The sequence below is a fragment of the Streptomyces sp. NPDC059861 genome, assembly GCF_042731435.1.
In the GTDB taxonomy this organism is placed as follows: Bacteria; Actinomycetota; Actinomycetes; order Streptomycetales; family Streptomycetaceae; genus Streptomyces.
In genome coordinates this window covers 26055-47643 of the sequence record NZ_JBHWJQ010000030.1, presented here as the reverse complement: position 1 = coordinate 47643, position 21589 = coordinate 26055, and the positions used below count along the sequence as shown (strand labels likewise).

At 70.9% G+C, this 21589-nt stretch carries 25 protein-coding genes; 12 read left to right on the top strand and 13 right to left on the bottom strand.

Annotation, left to right across the window (positions count from 1 at the left end; genetic code table 11):
• Window positions 1–47: 47 nt before the first annotated feature.
• The 3 genes from ACFV6X_RS24620 to ACFV6X_RS24610 form a co-directional block, all read right to left on the bottom strand.
• Complete coding sequence (locus ACFV6X_RS24620; protein WP_385386796.1) at window positions 48–173, bottom strand: hypothetical protein; 126 nt, start codon at window positions 171–173, stop codon at window positions 48–50.
• Between the two features lie 51 nt (window positions 174–224).
• Window positions 225–827, bottom strand: a complete 603-nt coding sequence (locus ACFV6X_RS24615; RefSeq protein WP_385386794.1) for a DUF998 domain-containing protein — start codon at window positions 825–827, stop codon at window positions 225–227.
• A gap of 228 nt (window positions 828–1055) precedes the next feature.
• A complete protein-coding gene (locus tag ACFV6X_RS24610; RefSeq protein ID WP_385386792.1) occupies window positions 1056–2003 on the bottom strand; it encodes a sensor histidine kinase in 948 nt (315 codons plus the stop codon).
• 251 nt (window positions 2004–2254) lie between these two features.
• Here ACFV6X_RS24610 and ACFV6X_RS24605 point away from each other — a divergent pair, with 251 nt between their 5' ends.
• Both ACFV6X_RS24605 and ACFV6X_RS24600 read left to right on the top strand, forming a co-directional pair.
• Window positions 2255–2740: a cation:proton antiporter regulatory subunit gene (locus ACFV6X_RS24605; RefSeq protein WP_385386790.1), complete on the top strand. Its 486-nt coding sequence runs from the start codon at window positions 2255–2257 to the stop codon at window positions 2738–2740.
• Between the two features lie 5 nt (window positions 2741–2745).
• Window positions 2746–3969 (top strand): cation:proton antiporter, encoded by a 1224-nt coding sequence (locus ACFV6X_RS24600; protein ID WP_385386788.1) that lies wholly within the window; start codon window positions 2746–2748, stop codon window positions 3967–3969.
• 89 nt (window positions 3970–4058) lie between these two features.
• On the opposite strand, the gene ACFV6X_RS24595 is transcribed toward ACFV6X_RS24600, so the two are convergent.
• Window positions 4059–4463: a MazG nucleotide pyrophosphohydrolase domain-containing protein gene (locus ACFV6X_RS24595; protein ID WP_385386787.1), complete on the bottom strand. Its 405-nt coding sequence runs from the start codon at window positions 4461–4463 to the stop codon at window positions 4059–4061.
• An 85-nt stretch (window positions 4464–4548) separates the two neighbouring features.
• Between ACFV6X_RS24595 and ACFV6X_RS24590 the strand changes: the two genes are divergently transcribed.
• On the top strand, window positions 4549–5544 hold the full coding sequence (locus ACFV6X_RS24590; RefSeq protein WP_385386785.1) for a TAXI family TRAP transporter solute-binding subunit: 996 nt from the start codon (window positions 4549–4551) through the stop codon (window positions 5542–5544).
• Here ACFV6X_RS24590 and ACFV6X_RS24585 read toward each other — a convergent pair.
• Together ACFV6X_RS24585 and ACFV6X_RS24580 are read right to left on the bottom strand one after the other, a co-directional pair.
• The gene (locus tag ACFV6X_RS24585; RefSeq protein ID WP_385386783.1) at window positions 5534–6940 is read right to left on the bottom strand and encodes an ATP-binding protein; all 1407 of its coding nucleotides are present in this window, start codon (window positions 6938–6940) and stop codon (window positions 5534–5536) included. The genes ACFV6X_RS24590 and ACFV6X_RS24585 overlap by 11 nt on opposite strands.
• Before the next feature lie 9 nt (window positions 6941–6949).
• Complete coding sequence (locus tag ACFV6X_RS24580; protein ID WP_385386781.1) at window positions 6950–7636, bottom strand: response regulator transcription factor; 687 nt, start codon at window positions 7634–7636, stop codon at window positions 6950–6952.
• A gap of 304 nt (window positions 7637–7940) precedes the next feature.
• Between ACFV6X_RS24580 and ACFV6X_RS24575 the strand changes: the two genes are divergently transcribed.
• The 8 genes from ACFV6X_RS24575 to ACFV6X_RS24540 all read left to right on the top strand — a co-directional run bounded on the left by ACFV6X_RS24575 (window position 7941) and on the right by ACFV6X_RS24540 (window position 14558).
• Window positions 7941–8717 (top strand): amino acid ABC transporter ATP-binding protein, encoded by a 777-nt coding sequence (locus ACFV6X_RS24575; RefSeq protein WP_385386780.1) that lies wholly within the window; start codon window positions 7941–7943, stop codon window positions 8715–8717.
• A gap of 82 nt (window positions 8718–8799) precedes the next feature.
• Window positions 8800–9639, top strand: coding sequence for a glutamate ABC transporter substrate-binding protein (locus ACFV6X_RS24570; RefSeq protein WP_385386778.1), 840 nt, complete (start codon window positions 8800–8802; stop codon window positions 9637–9639).
• 116 nt (window positions 9640–9755) lie between these two features.
• Window positions 9756–10433, top strand: coding sequence for an amino acid ABC transporter permease (locus tag ACFV6X_RS24565; RefSeq protein ID WP_385386878.1), 678 nt, complete (start codon window positions 9756–9758; stop codon window positions 10431–10433).
• Window positions 10430–11338, top strand: a complete 909-nt coding sequence (locus ACFV6X_RS24560) for an amino acid ABC transporter permease (protein WP_385386776.1) — start codon at window positions 10430–10432, stop codon at window positions 11336–11338. The genes ACFV6X_RS24565 and ACFV6X_RS24560 overlap by 4 nt, the downstream gene beginning before the upstream one ends.
• 173 nt (window positions 11339–11511) lie before the next feature.
• Complete coding sequence (locus tag ACFV6X_RS24555; protein ID WP_385386774.1) at window positions 11512–13257, top strand: FAD-dependent monooxygenase; 1746 nt, start codon at window positions 11512–11514, stop codon at window positions 13255–13257.
• Between the two features lie 112 nt (window positions 13258–13369).
• Window positions 13370–13456, top strand: coding sequence for a putative leader peptide (locus ACFV6X_RS24550; protein ID WP_313960178.1), 87 nt, complete (start codon window positions 13370–13372; stop codon window positions 13454–13456).
• A 79-nt stretch (window positions 13457–13535) separates the two neighbouring features.
• Window positions 13536–14084, top strand: coding sequence for a cysteine dioxygenase (locus ACFV6X_RS24545; protein WP_385386772.1), 549 nt, complete (start codon window positions 13536–13538; stop codon window positions 14082–14084).
• Window positions 14085–14150: 66 nt separating this feature from the next.
• On the top strand, window positions 14151–14558 hold the full coding sequence (locus ACFV6X_RS24540) for a rhodanese-like domain-containing protein (RefSeq protein WP_385386770.1): 408 nt from the start codon (window positions 14151–14153) through the stop codon (window positions 14556–14558).
• Window positions 14559–14764: 206 nt separating this feature from the next.
• On the opposite strand, the gene recX is transcribed toward ACFV6X_RS24540, so the two are convergent.
• The 4 genes from recX to ACFV6X_RS24520 form a co-directional block, all read right to left on the bottom strand.
• Window positions 14765–15562, bottom strand: a complete 798-nt coding sequence (gene recX / locus ACFV6X_RS24535) for a recombination regulator RecX (protein WP_385386769.1) — start codon at window positions 15560–15562, stop codon at window positions 14765–14767.
• Window positions 15563–15565: 3 nt separating this feature from the next.
• Window positions 15566–16693: a recombinase RecA gene (gene recA / locus ACFV6X_RS24530; RefSeq protein ID WP_385386767.1), complete on the bottom strand. Its 1128-nt coding sequence runs from the start codon at window positions 16691–16693 to the stop codon at window positions 15566–15568.
• A 325-nt stretch (window positions 16694–17018) separates the two neighbouring features.
• Window positions 17019–18215, bottom strand: coding sequence for an AI-2E family transporter (locus ACFV6X_RS24525; RefSeq protein WP_385386876.1), 1197 nt, complete (start codon window positions 18213–18215; stop codon window positions 17019–17021).
• A 162-nt stretch (window positions 18216–18377) separates the two neighbouring features.
• The gene (locus ACFV6X_RS24520) at window positions 18378–18572 is read right to left on the bottom strand and encodes a DUF3046 domain-containing protein (RefSeq protein WP_365445938.1); all 195 of its coding nucleotides are present in this window, start codon (window positions 18570–18572) and stop codon (window positions 18378–18380) included.
• Between the two features lie 80 nt (window positions 18573–18652).
• Between ACFV6X_RS24520 and ACFV6X_RS24515 the strand changes: the two genes are divergently transcribed.
• Window positions 18653–19597 (top strand): hypothetical protein, encoded by a 945-nt coding sequence (locus ACFV6X_RS24515; protein WP_385386765.1) that lies wholly within the window; start codon window positions 18653–18655, stop codon window positions 19595–19597.
• A 47-nt stretch (window positions 19598–19644) separates the two neighbouring features.
• Here ACFV6X_RS24515 and ACFV6X_RS24510 read toward each other — a convergent pair whose 3' ends face one another.
• The 3 genes from ACFV6X_RS24510 to ACFV6X_RS24500 are packed head-to-tail and all read right to left on the bottom strand — an operon-like array spanning window position 19645 to window position 21532.
• Window positions 19645–19953, bottom strand: a complete 309-nt coding sequence (locus tag ACFV6X_RS24510) for an AzlD domain-containing protein (RefSeq protein WP_385386764.1) — start codon at window positions 19951–19953, stop codon at window positions 19645–19647.
• Window positions 19950–20672, bottom strand: a complete 723-nt coding sequence (locus tag ACFV6X_RS24505; protein WP_385386762.1) for an AzlC family ABC transporter permease — start codon at window positions 20670–20672, stop codon at window positions 19950–19952. The genes ACFV6X_RS24510 and ACFV6X_RS24505 overlap by 4 nt, the downstream gene beginning before the upstream one ends.
• Entirely contained in the window at window positions 20579–21532 is a 954-nt protein-coding gene (locus ACFV6X_RS24500; RefSeq protein WP_385386760.1) for an AraC family transcriptional regulator, read from the bottom strand. The genes ACFV6X_RS24505 and ACFV6X_RS24500 overlap by 94 nt, the downstream gene beginning before the upstream one ends.
• Window positions 21533–21589: the final 57 nt, after the last annotated feature.

Genomic DNA, 21589 nt, shown 5'->3' with positions numbered 1-21589 from the left:
TCCCGGGAGGGGCCCGTCCCGGTCCAGGACCCGGGCCCCTCAGGGGGCTAGGCGGGCGAGTGCGCCGATCTCCAGTGCCGCCACAGCGCACCGTCCGGGCCGAGGTTGATGCCGTGCGTCGCGCGGTCCGGGGTGGGCAACGCGAACTCGTCGACGACACCCGCGGTCGGCATCCGCCCGATCCGTTGGGCAGGTACTCCGTGAACCACAGGGCACCGCGTGCGTCATTCGCCGGGCAACGGCGCGGGTGATGAGGTGCGCACGCAGGACACGACGACCACGAAGGGCCATACGGACTGAAGGGTCGTCACCATGCGTTCGACGGCTCCGGCGGAGCCCTGTTGGCTCGCCTCGATCAGGAACCAGGCCGCACCGGCGCACATCGCGGCGGTCGCCGCGAGGCAGGGAGCGGGGCGCAGTGCCCAGGGAGCGGCGCCGCCGCGCTCGGTGGCCATGACCGGCCACACCGCGAGGAGGGTGAAGGCGATCGCGGCGACGGAACCGTGGCGCAGGGAGCCCCCGCTGCTCGGGGCCGGGAGCAGCGCCACCAGCAGCGCCGCCACTCCCCCGGCGGCCAGCGCCACGCGTCCGGCGACCGCGGCCGCGCGCAGTGCCCAGGCGGTCAGCAGGTGGCAGGCGCCCAGGGCGAGCATTGCCCCGGTCATCACCCAGAAGCCCGCCGCCCCGTAGGCCGCCAAGACGCTGATCGTCTGGGTGAAGGGGTCGTAGTCGGGTCCCTCGAGCCGTCCCGCGACCGTCCAGCCCGAGATCAGCAGGACGGGCGCGCATCCCGACGAGACCAAGGCCCACCTGGGAACCGTTCGCATCCGCACACGGTAGAACGCCGGCCGGCGCCTTCCCGGTACACACGCGAGCGGCGTGCCCCGGCCGCCGTCCGAAGCCTGTGGAGCAGGTGCGGGCGATGCCGTCCCAGGGTCTTCGCACCCGCGTCCCGCACTCCTCCTTCCGCATTCCGCATTCCGCATTCGCACTCCGTACGCCACGGGGCACGAGCGTGTGGTCGTCCGCGAGCAGCGCGCGTGTCGGCGCCGGCATCACCGGGCCCCACCGGCGGTGGGTATGCGCAGCCGTATCTCCGTGCCCTGCCCTGGCGCCGGGCTGAGCGTCAGCGCCGCCCCGACCAGCAGCGCCCGTTCCCGCATCCCGCCGATCCCGGCCCCTTCCGGCGCCCGGCCGAGCCCCTTGCCGTTGTCGCGGACGTGCAGCTCGACGCCGCCGGCGACCGGCCCGAACCGGAGTTCGGCGCGGTCGGCACCGGAGTGCCGCGCGGTGTTGGTGAGCGCCTCCTGGGCCACCCTGTACACGACCAGTTCGGTCTCCTCGTCCAGCGCAGGCAGCTCGCCTTGCACATCGGGGCGCACAGTCAGCCCGTGCGCGGTGAACTCACCGGCCAGCGCCCGCAGCGCACTGGCCAGCCCCAGTTCCTCCAGCACCCCCGGCCGCAAGCGGCGCGCGATACGCCGGATCTCGTCGAGACCGGCCCGGGTCGCGTCCTGCGCCTGGCCGACCTCCTGCCTCAGCTCCTCGGGCGCCCGGTCGGCGACCCGCTTGAGCTGGAGCAGAACGGCGGTGAGGGTCTGCCCGACCTCGTCGTGGAGTTCGCGGGCGATGCGGTGGCGTTCCCGCTCCTGGGCGGAGAGCGCCCGTGCCGCACTGGCGGCGCGTTCGGTCTCCAGCCGGTCCAGCATCGTGTTGTACGTCGTGATGAGCACCGCCGTCTCCACCGGCCCGGAGACCTCGGCGCGGGCTCCCGGCCGCAGCAGGTCCGCGGTGGCCATGGCCCGGCCCAGACGGCCCAGCGGGGCCAGACCGACGCGCAGGACGGCGGCGTTGACCGCGAGCAGCGCCGCGAGACCGCAGACGACGACCAGCACCTCGCCCGGCAGCACCGGGGTCGACACCGTGACCGGGCCGAGCAGCAGGGCCGTGGCCACGAGGAGGCCGAGGGCGTTCAGGGAGAAGATCCGCCAGAACAACGACACGCGGGTACGCAGTCCTCTCCCGGTCCTGGCCGACAGCACCGGCCTGACCAGCCTCTCCGCTCTCCGCCGTCGCTGTCCATCCGTGCTGACACCCATGTCGCCACGGTACGGGCGGATGGCAGCATGGCGGGGCCGACGCCGTGCACAGCGATCGGCATGCAATCGGCACAGCCATCAGCACAGCAATCGGCAAAGCGATCAGCACGGCAATCCGCAGGGCATCCGCAGGACGATCAGCAAGGGGAAGAATCGTGTCCGCTCCACGCCTCAGGGCGACGCCGCTGCCGGGCATCGGGGTCCAGTACGACCTCGTCACCCGGGAACACCGCCACCTGTCCGTGGTGGCCCACCGCGACGGCACCCGGACGGTCAACGTCTACCGGACCGACGACCCCGACTCCTGCGCCCAGTCGCTGCACCTGACCATCACGGAGGCCGGCGCGCTGATCGACGCGTTGCAGCCCTCGCACCACAGCAACAACCTGCTCTCCACCACGGACCTCGGCCTGGTGGCCGAGCGGATCGAGGTGGGAGCGACCACGCGCTGGAACGGCCGTGTGCTCGGCGACACCCGCTTGCGGACCGAGACCGGCGCCTCCGTCGTGGCCGTGCTGCGGCGGGCCGAGGCCATCCCGTCCCCGACGCCGGACTTCCGGCTCGCGGGCGGCGACACGCTGATCGTCATCGGCACCCGCGAGGGCGTCGACGCCGCCGCGGCGATACTCGGGCGGGAGTGAACCCGGTGCACTCCGCGGTACTGCTGATCGAGTTCGGTTCGATCCTCCTGGGCCTCGGCCTGCTGGGCCGGATGGCCGGCCGGCTGGGCTTCTCGCCCATTCCCCTCTATCTGCTCGCCGGGCTGGCCTTCGGCGAGGGCGGTCTGCTGCCGCTCGGCGCGAGCGAGGAGTTCGTCGCCATCGGCGCCGAGATCGGCGTCATCCTGCTGCTGCTCATGCTCGGTCTGGAGTACACCGCCAGCGACCTCGTCACCAACCTCAAGTCCCACTACCCGGCGGGCCTGGTCGACTTCGCGCTCAACGCCCTGCCGGGCGCGGCGGTCGCGCTGCTGCTCGGGTGGGGGCCGGTGGCCGCCGTGGTCCTGGCGGGCGTCACCTGGATCTCGTCCTCGGGTGTCATCGCGAAGGTGCTCGGCGAACTGGGCCGGATCGGCAACCGCGAGACGCCCGTGATCCTCAGCGTGCTGGTCCTCGAGGACCTCGCGATGGCCGTGTACCTGCCCATCATCACCGCGCTGCTCGCGGGGGTCAGTCTGGCGGCGGGCAGCGTGACGCTGGCGATCGCACTGGGCGTGGCGGGGCTCGTGCTCTTCGCGGCGGTGCGCTACGGCCGGGTCATCTCGCGGTTCGTCTCCAGCGACGACCCGGAGAAGCTGCTGCTGGTCGTCCTCGGGCTGACGATCCTCGTCGCGGGCATCGCCCAGCAGCTCCAGGTGTCGGCGGCGGTGGGCGCGTTCCTGGTCGGCATCGCGCTGTCGGGGGAGGTCGCGGAGGGCGCGCACACGCTGCTGAGCCCATTGCGCGACCTGTTCGCCGCGGTGTTCTTCGTCTTCTTCGGCCTGCACACCGACCCGGCGAGCATTCCGCCGGTCCTGCTGCCCGCCCTCGGCCTGGCCGTCGTCACCGCCCTCACCAAGATCGCCACCGGCTACTGGGCAGCCCGGCGCGCCGGGATCTCCCTGAAGGGCCGCTGGCGCACCGGCGGCGCGCTGGTGGCCCGTGGCGAGTTCTCCATCGTGATCGCGGGCCTGGCGGTGACGGCCGGCATCGAACCGTCCCTGGGCCCCCTGGCCACGGCGTATGTCCTCATTCTGGTCATCCTCGGCCCCCTCACCGCCCGTTACACCGAGCCGATCGCGACGCGCTGGATGCGCCACCGCGCCAAGGGCCCGTCCGGACCGGTACGACGCGAGGAGGACGCCCGGACGGAGGCACCGGTCGGCGACTGAGATCCGGGTCCGGCTCGGCCCCGACCGGTCGTCGGCCGGCGTCCGGTGGGCGCGGAGCCCGACCCCGACCATCCCGTCATACGGCCGCCTCAGGCCCCGTCCGGCTGCCACCCCTGACTGCGCAGCACCGCCGACACGTCCGGTGCCTCGTAGTGCTCCCCCTTGAGCACCTTGCCGTCCGCACGCCGCATCACCTGGCCGTCGGGGCCCAGCTTGGTCATGTTGGAACGGTGGATCTCGGCTATCACCGCGTCGAGGTCGATGCCGTGCACGAGAGCCGTGCCGTACGCCACATAGACGACGTCGGCCAGTTCGTGCGCGAGCTTGTCGAGGGGGCCGGTCACCGACACCTCGGCGACCTCCGCGGCCTCCTCGGCCAGCAGCTCGCCGCGGTGCCCGGCCAGCTTCGGCGACACCTCCGTCGGAACGCTGCGGGCGTCGAGACCGAAGGCGAGGTGGAACTCACGGACCAGGTCGGCGGGCGAGGAACTCATACTCGAAACACTATCGGCCCCCACTGACAGCCCCCTGTGATTCCCGCCCTGGTCAGCAGCCGTACGGACTGGCAGGATCGCGCGCATGTCCAGAGCGCTCCCCCGTATCGGCACCCGCCGTGCCCTGCAGAGCACGGCGGCCGGTGCCGTCGCCCTCGGCCTGCTGCTGTGGTGGCTGCTGCCGCTGGGCGAGGAGCCGCCGAGGGGGGCGATCACGTTCAGCACCGGCACGCCGCGTGGGGTCTACCAGGAGTACGGCACCCTGCTGCGCACCGAGCTGTCCAGGGACATGCCGAACCTCAAGGTGCGGCTGCTGACGAGCGACGGTTCCCAGGAGAACGTCGCGCGCGTGGCGACCGGCGAGGCCGACTTCACCATCGCGGCGGCCGACGCGGTGGAGACGTACGAGCTGAACAGGGGACCGGGCGCGGACCGGCTGCGCGGGGTCGCGCGGTTGTACGACGACTATGTGCACCTGGTCGTCCCGCGCGACTCGGACATCCACTCGGTCGAGGATCTGCGCGGCAGGCGGGTCGCCATAGGGCTGCCCCACTCGGGCGTCCGGCTGATCGCCACCCGGGTGCTGAAGGCGGCCGGCATCGACGCGCGGCAGGACATCACGCCGCTGTCCGACGGCATAGACACCGGCCCGGCCCGGCTCAGGCAGGGCGGGATCGAGGCGTTCTTCTGGTCCGGCGGGCTGCCCACGGACGGACTGCGGGAGCTGGCCAAGAAGTTCAAGTTCCGCTTCGTGCCGATCGACGCGGACTTCGTCTCCGAGCTGCACCGCCAGGGCCCGGCGACCCACCACTACCGCGCGACCAACATGCCCGAGTCGGCCTACGGGGCCCGCGGCGGCGCCACGGTGCCGACGATGGCGGTGTCGAACGTACTGATCACACGCAAGGACATGGACCCCGAGCTCACCGAGTGGGTGACCCGCACGGTGATCAAGAGCCGCGACGGCATCGGGGCGCACGTCCACTCCGCCCAGCTGGTCGATCTGCGCACAGCCATCTACACCGACCCGCTGCCCCTGCACGAAGGCGCCCGTCGCTACTACCGCTCCGTCAAGCCGTAGGGCAGTTACGGGGCACGGTCAGCGTCACCTTCAGCCCGTGCGGCGCATGATGCTCGTAGGCGATGGAGCCGTCGGCCGCCGCGAGCAACGCGCGCGTGATGGACAGCCCGAGCCCCGAACCCTTCACGTTCTGGTGCCGACCGCTGCGCCAGAAGCGGTCGCCCACACGGCTCAGCTCCTCGTCGGTCAGGCCGGGCCCGCGGTCGGCGACCACGACGGTCGAGGTGTCGCCGTTGGAGGCGACGGTGACCTCGACGCACTCGCCCTCGGGCGTGAACTTCACCGCGTTGTCGATCACCGCGTCCAGCGCGCTGGACAGGGTCACCGGGTCGGCCCAGGCGGTCGTCGCCGGGCAGTCCCCCACCAGCCGTACGCCCTTGGCCTCGGCGGTCGGTGACCAGGCGGCGACCCGCTCGGCGGTCAGCGCGCCGACGTCCGTGAGCCGGAGGTCGGCCCCCGCGTGCTCGGCGAGCGCCAGGTCGAGCAGGTCGTCCAGAACCCGCGCCAGGCGTTTGCCCTCGGCCTGGACGGAGGCGATCTCCTCGTTTCCCTCGGGCAGTTCGAGGGCGAGCAGCTCGATGCGCAGCAGCAGCGCGGCGAGCGGGTTGCGCAACTGGTGCGAGGCGTCGGCGACGAAGGCGCGTTGCTGCTCCAGCACGTCCTCGACGTTGTCCACCATCTCGTTGAACGACCGGGCGAGGCGGCGCAGTTCCGGCGGTCCGCTGGCCACCGCGACCCGGGACTTCAGACGTCCGGTGGCGATCTCGTGCGTGGTGGCGTCCAGGACGCGTACGGGCCGGAGCACCCAGCCGGTCAGCCGCAGCGCGGCGCCGACGGCCAGCAGCATGGCGGCCGTCTCGCCCGCGGCGATGACCAGCCAGCCGTACAGGATCTTCGAACGCATCTGGTCGGTCGGCGAGTCGGTGACCACGGCCGCGACGACGTCACCGTCCCGGATGACCGGCGAGGCCACGACGAGCCGGCCGTCCTGCCAGGGCCACACCTGCTTGGGGTCGTCGCTGCGGCGGCTCAGCAGGGCCTCGTCGAAAGCCTCGCGCACCTCGCCCTCCGGGGGGAGGAACCACTCCGCCGGCGCATGAGCCATCGGGGTGTCATTGACGTAGAAGACACCGACGCGAATGCCGTAGACCTCGTAGTAGCTGTCGAGTTCGCGGCTGAGCGTCTCCAGGCGCTCGTCCGGCTCGGTGCGGCGGGACCCGGTGGGCGAGGCGGTGACGAACTGGGCGAGGGCCGCGAAGAACGCCGTGTCGTCGATCCGGTCGACGACCACCTTCTGCTGCTGCGCGGCGGCCACGCTGACGGCCAGCGGGACGCCGAGCGCCAGCAGTACGGCCGCCATCAGGACGATCAGCAGCGGCAGCAGACGTGTGTGCACTCTGCCCCGCTAGGTGGCCGGGGCGACGAGCCGGTAGCCGACGCCGCGCACGGTCTCGATCAGGGCGGGCATGCGCAGCTTGGCGCGCAGGGACGCGACATGCACCTCCAGGGTGCGTCCGGTCCCCTCCCAGCTGGTGCGCCACACCTCACTGATGATCTGCTCCCGCCGGAACACCACCCCGGGCCGCTGCGCGAGCAGCGCGAGCAGATCGAACTCCTTGCGGGTCAGCTGGACGACCGATCCGTCCACCGTGACCTGACGGGTGTGCAGTTCGATCCGTACGGCGCCCAGGAGCAGCGCGGTCTCCCCACCGGAGGCGGGGTCCTCGTGGACGGTGCGCCGGCTGACGGCGTGGATCCGGGCGAGCAGTTCCCCCGTGTCGTACGGCTTCACGACGTAGTCGTCGGCGCCGAGGTTGAGGCCGTGTATGCGGGAGCGGACGTCGGAGCGCGCGGTGACCATGATCACCGGGATGCTGGTGCGCTTGCGGATCTTGCCGCAGACCTCGTAGCCGTCCTGGTCGGGCAGGCCGAGGTCGAGCAGGACGACGCCGAAGCCCGCGCCCTCCGGGACGAGCGCCTGAAGAGCCTCCTCGCCGCTGCGCGCGTGCGTGACGTCGAACCCGTGCCGCGCAAGAACCGCGGACAGCGCGGCGGCGACGTGGTTGTCGTCCTCGACGAGGAGCAGTCTCATCCCGGCCTCCTTCGGTTCATCGGCGGTACGGACTCGGCGGGTACAAAAGTCGCTGGGCACAAAAAGGTGTGCACGCGCGCGCGTGCACCAAGGCAGTCACGCTGATGGAAGAGGACGGCGTCAAGAGGGTTCCTGTTGCGGGGGCCTTCCGTTATCCGGCCGATACGCGCCTCGTCCTCCGTACTACCACCCGTGTCCAGCTGCTACCGGATCGTGATACTCAAATTCGCCTCAGATGTAATGACGCAGGTCGCATAGGGTAGCTACTGTCCTCCGAAACCGAGGAGGACGGAGCCCGAGAGCGATGACCGAAGTATCGGTGGCCAAGGAAGATGTGGCCGCGACCGGCGAACTGGTCGTCCTGAAGAGCGTCAACAAGCACTTCGGCGCGTTGCACGTACTCCAGGACATCGATCTCACGATCGCACGCGGCGAGGTCGTCGTGGTCATCGGACCCTCCGGGTCCGGAAAGTCCACCTTGTGCCGCACCATCAACCGGCTGGAGACGACCGACTCCGGCTCGATCACCATCGACGGCAAGCCGTTGCCCGCGGAGGGCAAGGCGCTGGCCCGGCTGCGCGCCGACGTCGGCATGGTGTTCCAGTCGTTCAACCTCTTCGCGCACAAGACCGTGCTCGAGAACGTGATGCTGGGCCAGATCAAGGTCCGCAAGACCGACAAGAAGCAGGCCGAGGCGAAGGCCCGGGCCCTGCTCGACCGGGTCGGCGTGGCCTCGCAGGCGGACAAGTACCCCGCACAGCTCTCCGGTGGCCAGCAGCAGCGCGTCGCGATCGCGCGGGCGCTGGCCATGGACCCGAAGGTGATGCTCTTCGACGAGCCGACCTCGGCCCTCGACCCGGAGATGATCAACGAGGTGCTGGAGGTCATGCAGCAGCTCGCCCGTGACGGCATGACCATGATCGTCGTGACGCACGAGATGGGCTTCGCCCGATCCGCTGCGAACCGCGTGGTGTTCATGGCAGACGGCCGCATCGTCGAAGAGGCCGTGCCGGACCAGTTCTTCAGCAACCCGCGCAGCGACCGCGCCAAGGACTTCCTGTCGAAGATCCTCCACCACTGACCGTCACTCGTCGCACCTGCTGCGACAAGCCGCGTTTCCCGCACCGGACGGCCCTCCTCTTCATCACGCAAAGGATGTTCACATGAAGCTCCGCAAGGTCACTGCCGCGGCGACCACCGCACTTGTCCTGGCCCTGACCGCCACCGCGTGCGGTGGGGGTGACGGGGACTCGGAGTCGGGCTCCGGTGGCGGCGACAAGATCAAGATCGGCATCAAGTACGACCAGCCGGGTCTCGGCCTGAAGGAGCCGGGCGGCTCCTTCTCCGGCTTCGACGTGGACGTGGCCACCTACGTGGCCAAGGAGCTGGGCTACGAGGCCGACCAGATCGAGTGGGTCGAGACCAAGAGCGCCGACCGTGAGAACGCCCTTTCCCGCGGCGACGTGAAGTTCATCGCCGCCACCTACTCGATCACCGACGAGCGCAAGGAGAAGGTCGACTTCGGCGGCCCGTACCTGCTGGCCCACCAGGACCTGCTGGTCAAGGCGGACTCCGACATCAAGGAAGGCACCGACCTCAACGGCAAGAAGCTGTGCTCGGTGACCGGCTCCACCTCCGCGCAGAACGTCAAGGACGAGATCGCCCCCGACGCCCAGCTGAAGCAGAACGGCACATACTCGGAGTGCATCGCCGGTCTGCAGAGCGGCGCGGTCGACGCGGTGACCACCGACGACTCGATCCTCGCCGGCTTCGCCGCGCAGGACCAGTACAAGGGCAAGTTCAAGCTCGCGGGCCTGAAGCTGAGCAACGAGAACTACGGGATCGGCGTCAAGAAGGGCGACTCCGAGACCCTGAACAAGATCAACGAGGCGCTGGAGAAGATGGTCAGCGAAAAGGCCTGGGACAAGGCGGTCCAGGACAACTTCGGGCCGGCCAACTACAAGAACGAGCCCGCGCCGAAGATCGGCCAGATCGTTCAGTAACGCGGGAAACCCTCCCCTAGCGGAGTGCTTCGCAGGCGCACCACCGCCGGCCGCTGTCCCGGCGGCGGTGCGCCATGCCCGCCACGTTCGTCACACACCCGGAAGCGCGGGAGATCGTGTTCGACTTTCTTTCTGACTATGACGACCCGAGCCTGTTGGGCGCCTTCTGGGTGACGGTGCAGCTCACCGTCTTCTCCGGCATCGGCTCGCTGGTCTGGGGCACCCTGCTGACCGCTATGCGGGTCAGCCCGGTCCCGCTGATGCGCGGCTTCGCCACCGCCTACGTGAACATCGTCCGGAACATCCCACTCACAGTCATCATCATCTTCACCTCGCTCGGCCTCGCCGACATCTTCGGGGTGACGATGGGTGCGGCGGACAACTTCGACCTTCAGGGTTTCCGGCTGGCGATCCTCGGCCTCATCGCCTACACCGCCGCCTTCGTCTGTGAAGCGCTGCGGTCCGGCATCAACACCGTGCCCGTCGGGCAGGCCGAGGCGGCCCGCGCCCTAGGGCTGAGCTTCAGTCAGGTCCTGCGGCTGATCGTGATGCCGCAGGCGTTCCGCGCGGTCATCGGCCCGCTGGCCAACGTCCTGATCGCGCTGACCAAGAACACGACGGTGGCGGCGGCGATCGGTGTCGCGGAAGCCGCGCTGCTGATGAAGGAAATGATCGAGAACGAGGCTCAGACCCTGCTCATCGGCGCGGTCTTCGCCTTCGGTTTCGTGGTACTGACCCTGCCCACCGGCCTGTTCCTCGGCTGGCTGAGCAAGCGACTGGCGGTGAAGCGGTGACCTCGGTTCTGTACGACGCCCCCGGCCCCAAGGCCAAGCGGCGCAACATCATCTTCTCGGTGGTCTTCGTCGCCCTGCTCGCACTGCTCGCGTGGTGGGTCTGGCAGGTCATGGACGACAAGGGCCAGCTGGAGTGGGCCCAGTGGAAGCCGTTCACCGAGGGCGAGGCGTGGACGACGTATCTGCTGCCCGGTCTCGGCAACACGCTCAAGGCCGCGGCGCTCGCCATGGTGATCGCCCTGCCTCTGGGCGCCATATTCGGCATAGCACGCATGTCCGACCACCGGTGGGTGCGGGTCCCGGCCGGCGCGGTGGTGGAGTTCTTCCGGGCGATCCCGGTGCTGCTGCTGATGCTGTTCGCCAACGAGTTCTACGCCCGGTCCACGGACGTCAGCAGTGACGACCGGCCCCTGTACGCGGTCGTCACCGGCCTGGTGCTCTACAACGCTTCCGTCCTCGCCGAGGTCGTCCGGGCCGGCATCCTCGCCCTGCCCAAGGGGCAGACGGAGGCCGCCCAGGCGATCGGCCTGCGCAAGAGCCAGACGATGAGGACCATCCTGCTGCCGCAGGCCGTCACGGCGATGCTGCCGGCCATCGTCAGCCAGCTGGTCGTCATCGTGAAGGACACCGCGCTCGGTGGCGTGCTGCTCAACTTCAGCGAACTCGTCAGCGCGCGCGGCACGCTCGCCGCCAACTACGCGAACGTCATCCCGAGCTTCATCGTCGTGGCGATCATCTTCATCGTCCTGAACTTCGCCCTGACCAGCTTCGCGGCCTGGCTGGAAGCCAGGCTCAGGCGCAGCAAGAGGAGCACCGGCGCGGTGCTGGGAGCCGAGCAGGTGGAGGAGCTCAACGCGGCCGAGGTCGGAGGTACCCACGGCACCCGGCCCGGAGGGGCCGTCTGAGGGTGAGTCAGCGGCTTCCGTGACATGAGGGGCAGTGGCATGATCGCCACTGCCCCTCGTCACTTGACGCAAGCACCGGCAATGGGTTGCATACGTTCTGTGATCGTGCACCCTGCTCCAACCTCCTGTTCACAAACGTCTCCAGAGGCACCGCTGCGGACAGGGAGCGCCGCGTGGATCCGGTGATCATCGTCGGAGCGGGGCCCGTCGGGCTCACGCTCGCCCTGGCGCTGGCGCGCCAGGAAGTGCCGTCTGTCGTCCTCGACGAGGGGCCGGGCAAGGACGAACCACGGCTCGCCCGCACCCTCGTCCTGCGCGAGGACACCGCCGCGCTCATGGAACGGCTGACCGGGGTACCGCTCGACGAGGTCGGGACCCGTTGGGCCGGATGGCGGTCGATGCGGCGCAAGCAGGTGGTTCGGGAGATCACTTTCGAGGACCCCGGCGACGCCGGTGCCGTCGGTGCCGTCGGCAGCGCCATCGGCACGGGCCCCCGCCCCGGCGCCGCCGAGCCCGACCGCCTCCGCCCGGCTGACCCGGGGCGCAAGCTCAGCTCGGACTACGCCGTGACCACCGGCGCCGCCCCCGAGCAGCCGCCCCTGCACCTCGCCCAGCACGTCCTCACCGACGCCCTGCGCGCGGCCATCGACCACGAGCCCCTCACCAAGATCGCCGTGGACAGCAGGCTCGACACCATCGAGCAGGAGGCATCCGGCGTCACCGCGCACACCCGGGGCCCCAACGGCACCTGGTGGCGCGGCAGTTATCTGGTCGGCTGCGACGGCCCCCGCTCGACCGTGCGCAAGCTCCAGGACATCCGCTTCCCCGGCCGTACGGCGGTGGAACGATACGCCGTCGCCGCCCTGCGTACGGAACTCCCCTGGCCCGGCCGGGCGATGCTCCACCGCACGCCGCCGTGGCGGACGTCGGGCCCCTCGGCGGGCGAGATCACCGCACGACCGCTCCCCGCCGGCGTCTGGCGGGTCGACTGGCTGCTGCCCCCCGGCAAGGACCTGGTCACGCCCGAGCTCGTCATCACCCGTATCCGGGAGACCCTCGCGGGCTGGACCGGCGGCTCCACCCCGCCGTACGAACTGCTCGACACCGGCGTCCACACCGTCCACCACCGCCTGGCCCGCCGTTGGCGCGTCGGCCGCGTCTTCATCGCCGGGGACGCCGCCCACCTGCTCGGCGCGCTCGGTACACAGGGGCTGGAGGAGGGGCTCAAGGACGCCGACAACCTCGCCTGGAAGCTGGCGCTGTCCTGGCATCACGGACCTCGCGAGGCGCTTCTCAACAGCTACCAGGCCGAGCGCCGCGCGGTGGTCGCAGCCCGGCTGCGCGCCGCCGACCAGGTGCTGCCGCTGCTCCGCGGCGGCGGTGCCCTGCGCGCCTACGTCCCCGGCACCAGCCGGGGCCATGAGTCGCTGCTCACCGAGGGTCACCTGGGGCGGGGACCACTGGGCGAGACGTCCACCTACGCGGACTCACCCCTCGCACCCCCGTCCATCGAGGCGGAGGTCCCCGTCGAGACGCTCCCGGGTGCGCCGGTGACGGATGTGCGGGTCACGGCGGAGGATGGTTCCTTCGTACGACTGCGCGACCGGCTCGGGCGCGGCGCGCTGCTCGTCCTGCTGATCGCCCCGGGCACCGGCGTGTGGGAGCGCAAGCACTGGGTGACCGCCGGGATCATGCCCCGGCTCGCGGCCGCGGTCACGGCGCTGCCCCATCCGGCCGAGCTGCTGGTCGCCGAGCGCTACCCCGGCGCCTCCGCCCACACCGTGCTCCTCATCCGCCCCGACGGACACCTGGTCACAGCCCTGAACGGCGTTCGCCCGGCCGACCTCTACGCGGCCGCCGAGGCGGCACTGGGCGGCCCGGCGAAGGCGCCGGCGGAAGCCACGGCGGGCTCGCGCTGACGCCGGTCCTTCCGGGCGCTGTGCGCGTCCCGTCCTCTCCGCCGCCCTGCGTCTTTGTCCGCAGGGTGGCGGAGAGTTGACCAGTCCGGACCGTCGTGGTGTACTCCGGATCGTGACCGACACCTGTGTGCGCCTGTGGCGGAGGGTCCATATGGACCTCGTCCGCTATGCGGGCTGCGTGTGTCGTCCCTCCTGCTGATCTCGCCTTTCTCTCTTTCCGCGCGCCGCTGACGTCTCGCCGCGCGCGCTCACGCGAACGCTCATCAGGACGGTGCACGTTGTCTGTCTCTCCTTCCGCTTCCGTACCCGCCTCCGCCGCGGGGTCCGCCACTGCCGCCCCGACGCAGGCCGATCTTCTCGACTTCGTCCGGCGTACGGCCGCGGACGACGCGTTGATCGACTCGCTTCCGCTCGACCCCCAGGGCCGTACCTGGGTACGGCTGGAGGGGCCCGGAGGCAGCGAGGCCTGGCTCATCGGCTGGCCGCCCGGCACGGGCACCGGATGGCACGACCACGCCGACTCGGTCGGCGCCTTCCTCACCGCCCGTGGCGAACTCAAGGAGAACTCCCTCGCAGCCCGGCTGCCCACCGACGGCTGGAAGACCCTGGAACTCACCGAGGACGTCGACCGGGAGCGCCGCCTGCCGGCAGGCCGGGGTCGCTCCTTCGGCCGCCACCACGTCCACGAAGTGCTCAACGAGTCCTCCGAACGGCACACCGTCTCCGTGCACGCCTACTACCCGCCGCTGCCGCGGATCCGCCGCTACAGCCGGGCCGGGAACGTGCTCCGGCTGGAGCAGGTCGAGCGACCGGAGGACTGGCAGTGATGCGCCGCACGGTACGGCACGGTGCCGGTGAACGCGCAGGTCGCACACGGGCGTTGAGGAGGAACGATGAGTGGTGAGCGTGGGGTGCCGGTGGGCATCGACGAGTTGCTGGAGCGGGTGCGCGAGGGGTACGCGCGGATCGAACCGCAGGAAGCCTACGAGGCCGCCCGGGCCGGCGAGGCCCTCCTCGTGGACATCCGGTACGAGGCCCTCCGCGAACGCGACGGCCTGATCCCCGGCGCCTTGGTGGTGGAGCGCAACGAACTGGAGTGGCGCCTGGACCCCGTCGGCAGCCACCGCCTTCCCGAGGCCACCGGCCACGACCTGCGCGTCGTGGTCGTCTGCAACGAGGGTTACGCGTCCAGCCTCGCGGTGGAGTCCCTGCACCGCCTGGGGTTGCACCGGGCGACCGACCTGACGGGGGGCTTCCAGGCTTGGCGGGGTGCGGGGCTGCCCGTGACGGCGAACCCGTGACGCCCGTCTTGGAATCGCCGCCCGCCTGGACGCCGAAATCTCCGCGCGCCTAGACGCCGTGGAACCGCCCGCGCCCTTGGACACCGTGGAATCACCACGCGCCTGACCACCGTGGGACCGCCGCGCCCTTGGACACCGTGGAATCACCACGCGCCTGACCACCGTGGGACCGCCGCGCCCTTGGACACCGTGGAATCACCACGCGCCTAGGACCCCTCTCCCCCCAAGAACTCCGTGTCCTCCCCCTCTTCCTCCAACGCCTGCCGCACCACCCGCAAGGCCATCCCCTCGGGATATCCCTTCCGCGCGAGCATCCCCGCCAGCCGCCGGAGCCGCTTGTCGCGGTCGAGGCCGCGGGTGGAACGCAGCTTGCGGGCGACCAGTTCGCGTGCGGTCGCCTCCTCCTGCTCGGTGTCGAGCTGGGCGACGGCGTCCTCGATCAGCGTGGAGTCGACCCCCTTGGTCCGCAGCTCCTGCGCCAGCGCCCGCCGGGCCAGCCCCCGGCCGTGATGCCGGGACTCCACCCAGGCGTCGGCGAAGGCACTGTCGTTGATCAGCCCCACCTCCTCGAACCGCGACAGCACCTCCTCGGCCACGTCGTCCGCGATCTCCCGCTTGCGCAGGGCGTCCGCGAGCTGCTTTCGCGTCCGCGGGGTCCCGGTGAGCAGGCGCAGACAGATCGCCCGTGCCCGCTCAGCCGGGTCCCCTGGGGACTCCTCCTGCTCGGCCCTCGACAAGGAGGAGGTGCCCCCGTCCTGTGCGGGCGACTCCGCGAAGCCCCGCCGACGACGCCCGCGCCCCCGCCGTGCGCCGGTCTCGCCGCGCCCCCCGCGGTCGCCACCGCCATCGCTCGCACCCGCACCGGCGCGCGAGCCACCGTCCTGCCGGTCCTCACCCTGCCCGGCCCCGGCAAAGCCCCCCTCGTCCGCGCTCCCCGGATCCGGCTTCCACGGGACGCCGGGGTCGGGGTACGCGTACTCGGCCCAGTCGGTTCGCCGTGTCACGGGTCAGCTCTTGGCAGCCGCGGCCTTGGTCTTGGCGGTCTTCGCCGCCGCCGGGGCGGGCACCGCCTTGGCCGGGTCGTCCGCGGGGGCGGAGACCGCGGCGTCCGTGCCCGGCTGGGCAGCCGGCTGTTCCGGCCGCACGCCCACGCCCAGCTTCTCCTTGATCTTCTTCTCGATCTCGTTGGCCAGGTCGGGGTTGTCCTTCAGGAAGTTGCGCGCGTTCTCCTTGCCCTGGCCGAGCTGGTCGCCCTCGTAGGTGTACCAGGCGCCGGCCTTGCGGACGAAGCCGTGCTCCACGCCCATGTCGATCAGACCGCCCTCGCGGCTGATGCCCTGGCCGTAGAGGATGTCGAACTCGGCCTGCTTGAAGGGCGGGGCGACCTTGTTCTTGACGACCTTGACGCGGGTGCGGTTGCCGACCGCGTCCGTGCCGTCCTTCAGGGTCTCGATGCGACGGATGTCGAGTCGCACCGAGGCATAGAACTTCAGCGCGCGGCCACCGGTCGTGGTCTCCGGGGAGCCGAACATCACGCCGATCTTCTCGCGGAGCTGGTTGATGAAGATCGCGGTGGTCTTGGACTGGTTGAGCGCGCTGGTGATCTTCCGCAGGGCCTGGCTCATCAGCCGGGCCTGCAGACCCACGTGGCTGTCGCCCATCTCGCCCTCGATCTCCGCGCGCGGGACGAGCGCGGCGACGGAGTCGATGACGATGAGGTCGAGGGCGCCGGAGCGGACCAGCATGTCCACGATCTCCAGGGCCTGCTCGCCGTTGTCGGGCTGGGACAGGATGAGGTTGTCGATGTCGACGCCGAGCTTCTGCGCGTACTCGGGGTCGAGGGCGTGCTCCGCGTCCACGAAGGCGACCTGTCCGCCGGCCTTCTGGGCGTTCGCCACCGCGTGCAGGGTCAGGGTCGTCTTACCCGAGGACTCCGGGCCGTAGATCTCTACGACTCGGCCGCGCGGCAGGCCGCCCACACCGAGGGCCACGTCGAGCGCGGTCGACCCGGTCGAGATGACCTCGATGGGCTCCTTCGTCCGATCGCCCATGCGCATGACCGCGCCTTTGCCGAATTGCCGTTCAATCTGTGCGAGCGCGGCGTCGAGAGCCTTCTCGCGGTCGGTTCCTGCCATGGGTTCCACCCGGTTTGCTTGAGTCGATCGCTTCACGTCAAAGACGCTAACGCCTGCCACTGACAATGCGCCCCGACGCCGGTCCGGCCTGTGGATAACTCGGGCACTTCTGTGTCAAATCCCTGTGGAAATCCCCGCCGAGAGCCTCACCGGAGCCTCCATAAGAATGGATGTTCGATTTTTGTGTCAAGCTCACCACGCGGCACCTCCGAGACTACGACCGCGTACTGACGCCGGGCCCGGTTTCCACCCCACCGCCCCGAAACCCACCCTGCTTCACCCGGCGTACGGCGGCGTCTCCGGCCGTACTGTCGCCCAGCCGCGGTTACGAACGCCCGTCCGCGGAGCCTTCGCCCAAGCCACCCGAAGGTCCGGAGTCCCTTGAAGGGCGATCCCCCGACTCCGCCGCCCGCAGCCGCCCCCACACCCGCCGCGCGCGCGTGACCAACCCCGTCCCCGGGGCCTGCCTCCGGTGCCCGTGCACCCGAGGGTCGTCCGTGACGTCGTAGCGCTTCACGTACGCGCCGAGGAACGCCTGGAGCGTGGCGACCGCCGGGATGGCGATCAGCGCGCCGACCGCCCCGAGCAGGGCGGTGCCCGCGACGACCGACCCGAAGGCGACGGCCGGGTGGATGTCGACGGTTTTGGAGGTCAGCTTGGGCTGCAGCACGTAGTTCTCGAACTGCTGGTAGATCACGACGAATATCAGCACCCACAGCGCGTACCAAGGGTCGACCGTGAAGGCGATCAGCATGGGCAGGGCGCCGGCGAGATACGTACCGATGGTGGGGATGAACTGCGACACCAGCCCCACCCAGACAGCCAGCACGGGCGCGTACGGCACGCCCAGGATCTCCAGCAATATGTAGTGCGCCACTCCCGAGATGAGCGCCATCAGACCGCGCGAGTACAGATAGCCGCCGGTCTTGTTGACGGCGATCTCCCACGCGCGCAGCACCTCGGCCTGACGGGCGGGCGGCAGCACGGAGCAGAGCGCGCGGCGCAGCCTCGGGCCGTCGGCGGCGAAGTAGAACGCGAACAGGGTGATCGTCAACAGCTGGAACAGGCCCCCGAGGACCTGCGCGGACACGTCCAGGACGCCGGTCGCGCTGTTCTGCACGTAGTTGCGCAGCCAGTCGGAGCGGAGCACGCCCTCCTGGATGTCCACGCGCCTCAGCTCGGTCTTGAAGTGGGCGTTGATCCAGTTGATGACGGAGTCGAGGTAGTCCGGGAAGCCCTCGACCATCGTGATGATCTGGCCGGCGAGCATCGAGCCGAGCAGGGTGACGAAGCCCGCCGAGACGATCATCACGGCGAGGAAGACCACGCCGGTGCCCAGCCCCCGGCGCATTCCGCGCGAGGCCATCCAGCTCACGGCGGGCTCGATGGCGAGTGCGAGGAAGAACGCGATCAGGATGTTGATCAGCAGGCCGGTGAGCTGGTGGAAGGCCCAACTGCCCAACTGGAAGAGGGCGACCAGGGTGAGCGCCAGCACCATGGCGCGCGGCAGCCAACGCGGCATGCCCCCGCCGGGCGTGACGCGACCGCCGGCGGGGGGCCGGGCCGGCGGCGTCGTGCCGGAGGGGGATGCGTGCGGGGCTGTATGCCCTGTCTCGTCTGCCACGATGCAAGTCTCACCCACGCCACCGACAATCGGGTGACGTCCGGCGATCTTCCTGACCGGTCAGCGCCTTTCCTGCGGCACGTTCATGACCGCGCAGACCACACGCCACACGTCCTTGGCCTCCCAGCCGGCGTCGAGCGCCTGGTACACGGTGCGTTCACCGAGCTCCGACATCACGTGATCACGCGCGAAGGTGTCGGCGTACCCCGTACCGAAGTGCTCCGCCATCCGCTCCCAGAAGACCGTCAACCTCATGACATCAGTATCCCGCCCCTGAGAGTGGGCCCGAGCCGGGAGCGCATGCCGAGACCGCTTTCCGTCCTACGGTCTGAGCCATGGCCGAAACAGGAGCTTCACCACTCCCCCCGACGCCCCCGGCGCACTCCCCGCTGTTCCGCGCCGAGCAGTTCGTCTGGCTCACCGCGCGCGTGCTGGAGCAGCGCCTCTTCGCGTACCACTTCCTCCACGGCGGCGCCGACCCGGTGGAGTCGGCTCTGGACGCCTACCGCAACCAGGACGGCGGATACGGCCACGCCCTGGAGCCCGATCTGCGCGGTCCGGTCAGCCAGCCGCTGCACACCGCGCACGCCCTGCACGTGCTGGACGCCATCGGGCACTGCGGCGGCCAGCGCGTGGAGCGTGTGTGCCGCTATCTGACCTCCGTCTCCACGCCGGACGGCGCGCTGCCGGCGGTCCATCCCAGTCAGCGCGGCTATCCGACGGCCCCCTTCGTACCGGTCGTCGACGACCCGCCCAGCGAACTCCTCGCCACCGGGCCGGTGGTGGGTGTCCTGCACCGCAACGAGGTGTGGCACGCCTGGCTGTTCCGGGCCACGGACTTCTGCTGGCAGGCGGTCGAGTCACTGAAGCGGTCCCATCCCTACGAGATCCAGGCGGCGGTGACGTTCCTTGACTCCGCACCCGACCGCCCGCGCGCGGAGGCGGCCGCCGACCGTCTGGGCCGCCTGGTCCGCGAACACCGCCTCGCCGCCCTCGATCCCGAGCGTCTGGACGCCTACCCCGTCGCTCCCGGGTACGCCCCCGGCGAGCACCACTTCCCGCACGACTACGCCAGGACGCCGCACTCCCTCGCGCGCGTGTGGTTCAGCGACGACGAGATGGAACGCTCCCTGGACTTCCTGGCGAGCGAACAGCAGGAGGACGGTGGCTGGCCGATCCGCTGGCGCCAGTGGGCCCCCGCCCCCGCGCTGGAGGCCCGCCCCCTGGTGACGATCCAGGCCCTGCGCACCCTCAGGTCCTATTCCCGCGCCATCGGCTGACTCCGTGCCTGGCCAGGATCGCCCGCGCCGTCGGCTGACTCCGTGCCTCAGCCACTGATCGCCCGTACCCCCGCCGTCACCACCACGGCCGCCGCGACGACCAGCAGGAAGGGAGCACGCAGGAACAGCGCCACGGCGGCCGCGGCGACCCCCGCGGCCCGGGCGTCCAGCACCAGCGCCCGTCCGTCGGCGAACGTCTGCTGGGCCGTGAGGGCGGCGAGCAGGGCGATGGGCAGCAGCGCGGCGAGCCGCTTGACGAGCGGCCGTTCCAGCACGCCGGCCGGCACCAGCAGCCCGGCGAGCTTCACGGCGTAGCAGCTGACGGCGGTGACACCGATCGCTATCCAGACGTTCAACGATCCTCCTCCCGTCCCGCGCGGCGCCCACGCGCCCACAGCACCGCCGGCGCCGCGAGCGCGGCCACCAGCACCGGCAGACCTGCGGGCAGCACCGGCAGCAGCCCCAGCCCCAGAAGCATCGCGAGCCCCGCGACAGCCCGCTCGGTCCCACTCGTCAGCATCGGGGCCAGCAGCGCCAGGAAGACCGCCGGCCCGGCCGCGTCGAGCCCCCATGCGGCGGTGTCGCCGAGGGCTTCCGCCCCCAGTGCCCCGAGCAGCGTGGTCAGGTTCCACAGCACGTAGAGGCTGAGCCCGGTCACCGTGAATCCGATCCGGACGCCGCGCCGCGTGGACTGCGCCAGCGCGACCGCCGCCGTCTCGTCGATCACCCACTGTGCGGCGAACGGACGCGCCGCGCGCGGGAGGGCCAGCAACTGCGACAGCCGCAGCCCGTAGAAGGCGTTGCGTACGCCCAGGAAGAAGGCGCCCGCGGCCGCGGTGAACGGATTCCCGCCCGCGGCGAGCGCCCCCACCAGCGCGAACTGGGAGGCGCCGGTGAACACCAGCAGACTGAGCGCACACGTCTGCCACAGGGTGAGTCCACTGCCCGCCGAGGTCACCCCGAAGGCGAACCCCGACAGACCTACGGCGACTCCGACGCCGAGGGCGTCCCGTACGACGGCGGCATCCGGTCTTCCATCGGTTCGTATGTCTGCGAGAGCTGTCTGATCTGCCACGTCTTGGACGGTAGGCGCAGCCGCCGTGCCGCGTCTTGTACGTTCTTGCGCTCCCGCTGGTAGGCCCCCGGCGGCACCCCCACGATCCGGCTGAAGTGCCGATTCAGGTGCGGCTGGTCCGTGAACCCCACCAGTGCCGCGGCCTCCGCGGGCGCCGTGCCGCCGTCCAGCAGCCGCCGCGCCCGCCGCACCCGGGCATCGGTCAGCCAGGTGTGGGGCGGCATCCCGTACGACTCCCTGAACGCGCGCAGCAACGCGAACGGACTGGTCCCGAGCTCCTCCGCGAGCCTCTCCAGACTCGGCGGCTCGGCCATCCGCACCTCCAGCACCTCCCGCGCGCGTGCCGCGACGCGCGCCCCCGCCGTCCGCACCTCGCGCTGCGGCATCGCCCCACCGTTCAGCCGCAGCAGCCGGGTCACGGCGACCCGCAGGAGCGTGTCGGCGGCGAGGGCGTTCCCCTCGTCGGCGGCGCGCAGCACCTGGTGCACCAGTCCCACCGCGTACGGGTCCTCCAGCACGGGCCGCACAAATCCCGGCGTCCCACGAATCACCGTCGTCTCGGCAGCGATCTCCGCCACCAGATCCGGCGAGGGATAGACCGCCCCGTACCGCCACCCCTCCGGCACCCCGGCCCGCCCGGTGTGCGGCGTATCGGGATTCACCAACGCCAGCGTCCCGGCCCCCGCATATTGGTCGCCCCCACCGTGGTGGAAGACCTCCACCCCGTCCGCGATGGCCGCGATCACGAAGTGCTCATGCGTATGCCGCACGAACGTCTTCCGCACGTACCGGGCCCGCAGCAGATCCACACCGGGCAGCTCCGAGTACTGCCAGTGCCGCGCACGCTCACCCGACCCCATGCCCTCATTCTCCGCCACATCCGCGGGCGCGCCCCGCGCTCCCACCCGAACCCCCAG

Excerpts from the sequence above, each read along its gene's own strand:
- ACFV6X_RS24615 (WP_385386794.1), bottom strand. The coding sequence starts at position 827 with ATGCGAACGGTTCCCAGGTGGGCCTTGGTCTCGTCGGGATGCGCGCCC.
- ACFV6X_RS24515 (WP_385386765.1), top strand. The coding sequence starts at position 18,653 with ATGGCCGAAACAGGAGCTTCACCACTCCCCCCGACGCCCCCGGCGCAC.
- ACFV6X_RS24520 (WP_365445938.1), bottom strand. The coding sequence starts at position 18,572 with ATGAGGTTGACGGTCTTCTGGGAGCGGATGGCGGAGCACTTCGGTACG.
- recA (WP_385386767.1), bottom strand. The coding sequence starts at position 16,693 with ATGGCAGGAACCGACCGCGAGAAGGCTCTCGACGCCGCGCTCGCACAG.
- ACFV6X_RS24575 (WP_385386780.1), top strand. The coding sequence starts at position 7,941 with ATGACCGAAGTATCGGTGGCCAAGGAAGATGTGGCCGCGACCGGCGAA.
- ACFV6X_RS24595 (WP_385386787.1), bottom strand. The coding sequence starts at position 4,463 with ATGAGTTCCTCGCCCGCCGACCTGGTCCGTGAGTTCCACCTCGCCTTC.
- ACFV6X_RS24620 (WP_385386796.1), bottom strand. The coding sequence starts at position 173 with ATGCCGACCGCGGGTGTCGTCGACGAGTTCGCGTTGCCCACCCCGGAC.
- ACFV6X_RS24570 (WP_385386778.1), top strand. The coding sequence starts at position 8,800 with ATGAAGCTCCGCAAGGTCACTGCCGCGGCGACCACCGCACTTGTCCTG.
- ACFV6X_RS24590 (WP_385386785.1), top strand. The coding sequence starts at position 4,549 with ATGTCCAGAGCGCTCCCCCGTATCGGCACCCGCCGTGCCCTGCAGAGC.
- ACFV6X_RS24540 (WP_385386770.1), top strand. The coding sequence starts at position 14,151 with ATGAGTGGTGAGCGTGGGGTGCCGGTGGGCATCGACGAGTTGCTGGAG.
- ACFV6X_RS24580 (WP_385386781.1), bottom strand. The coding sequence starts at position 7,636 with ATGAGACTGCTCCTCGTCGAGGACGACAACCACGTCGCCGCCGCGCTG.
- ACFV6X_RS24500 (WP_385386760.1), bottom strand. The coding sequence starts at position 21,532 with ATGGGGTCGGGTGAGCGTGCGCGGCACTGGCAGTACTCGGAGCTGCCC.
- ACFV6X_RS24525 (WP_385386876.1), bottom strand. The coding sequence starts at position 18,215 with ATGCCGCGTTGGCTGCCGCGCGCCATGGTGCTGGCGCTCACCCTGGTC.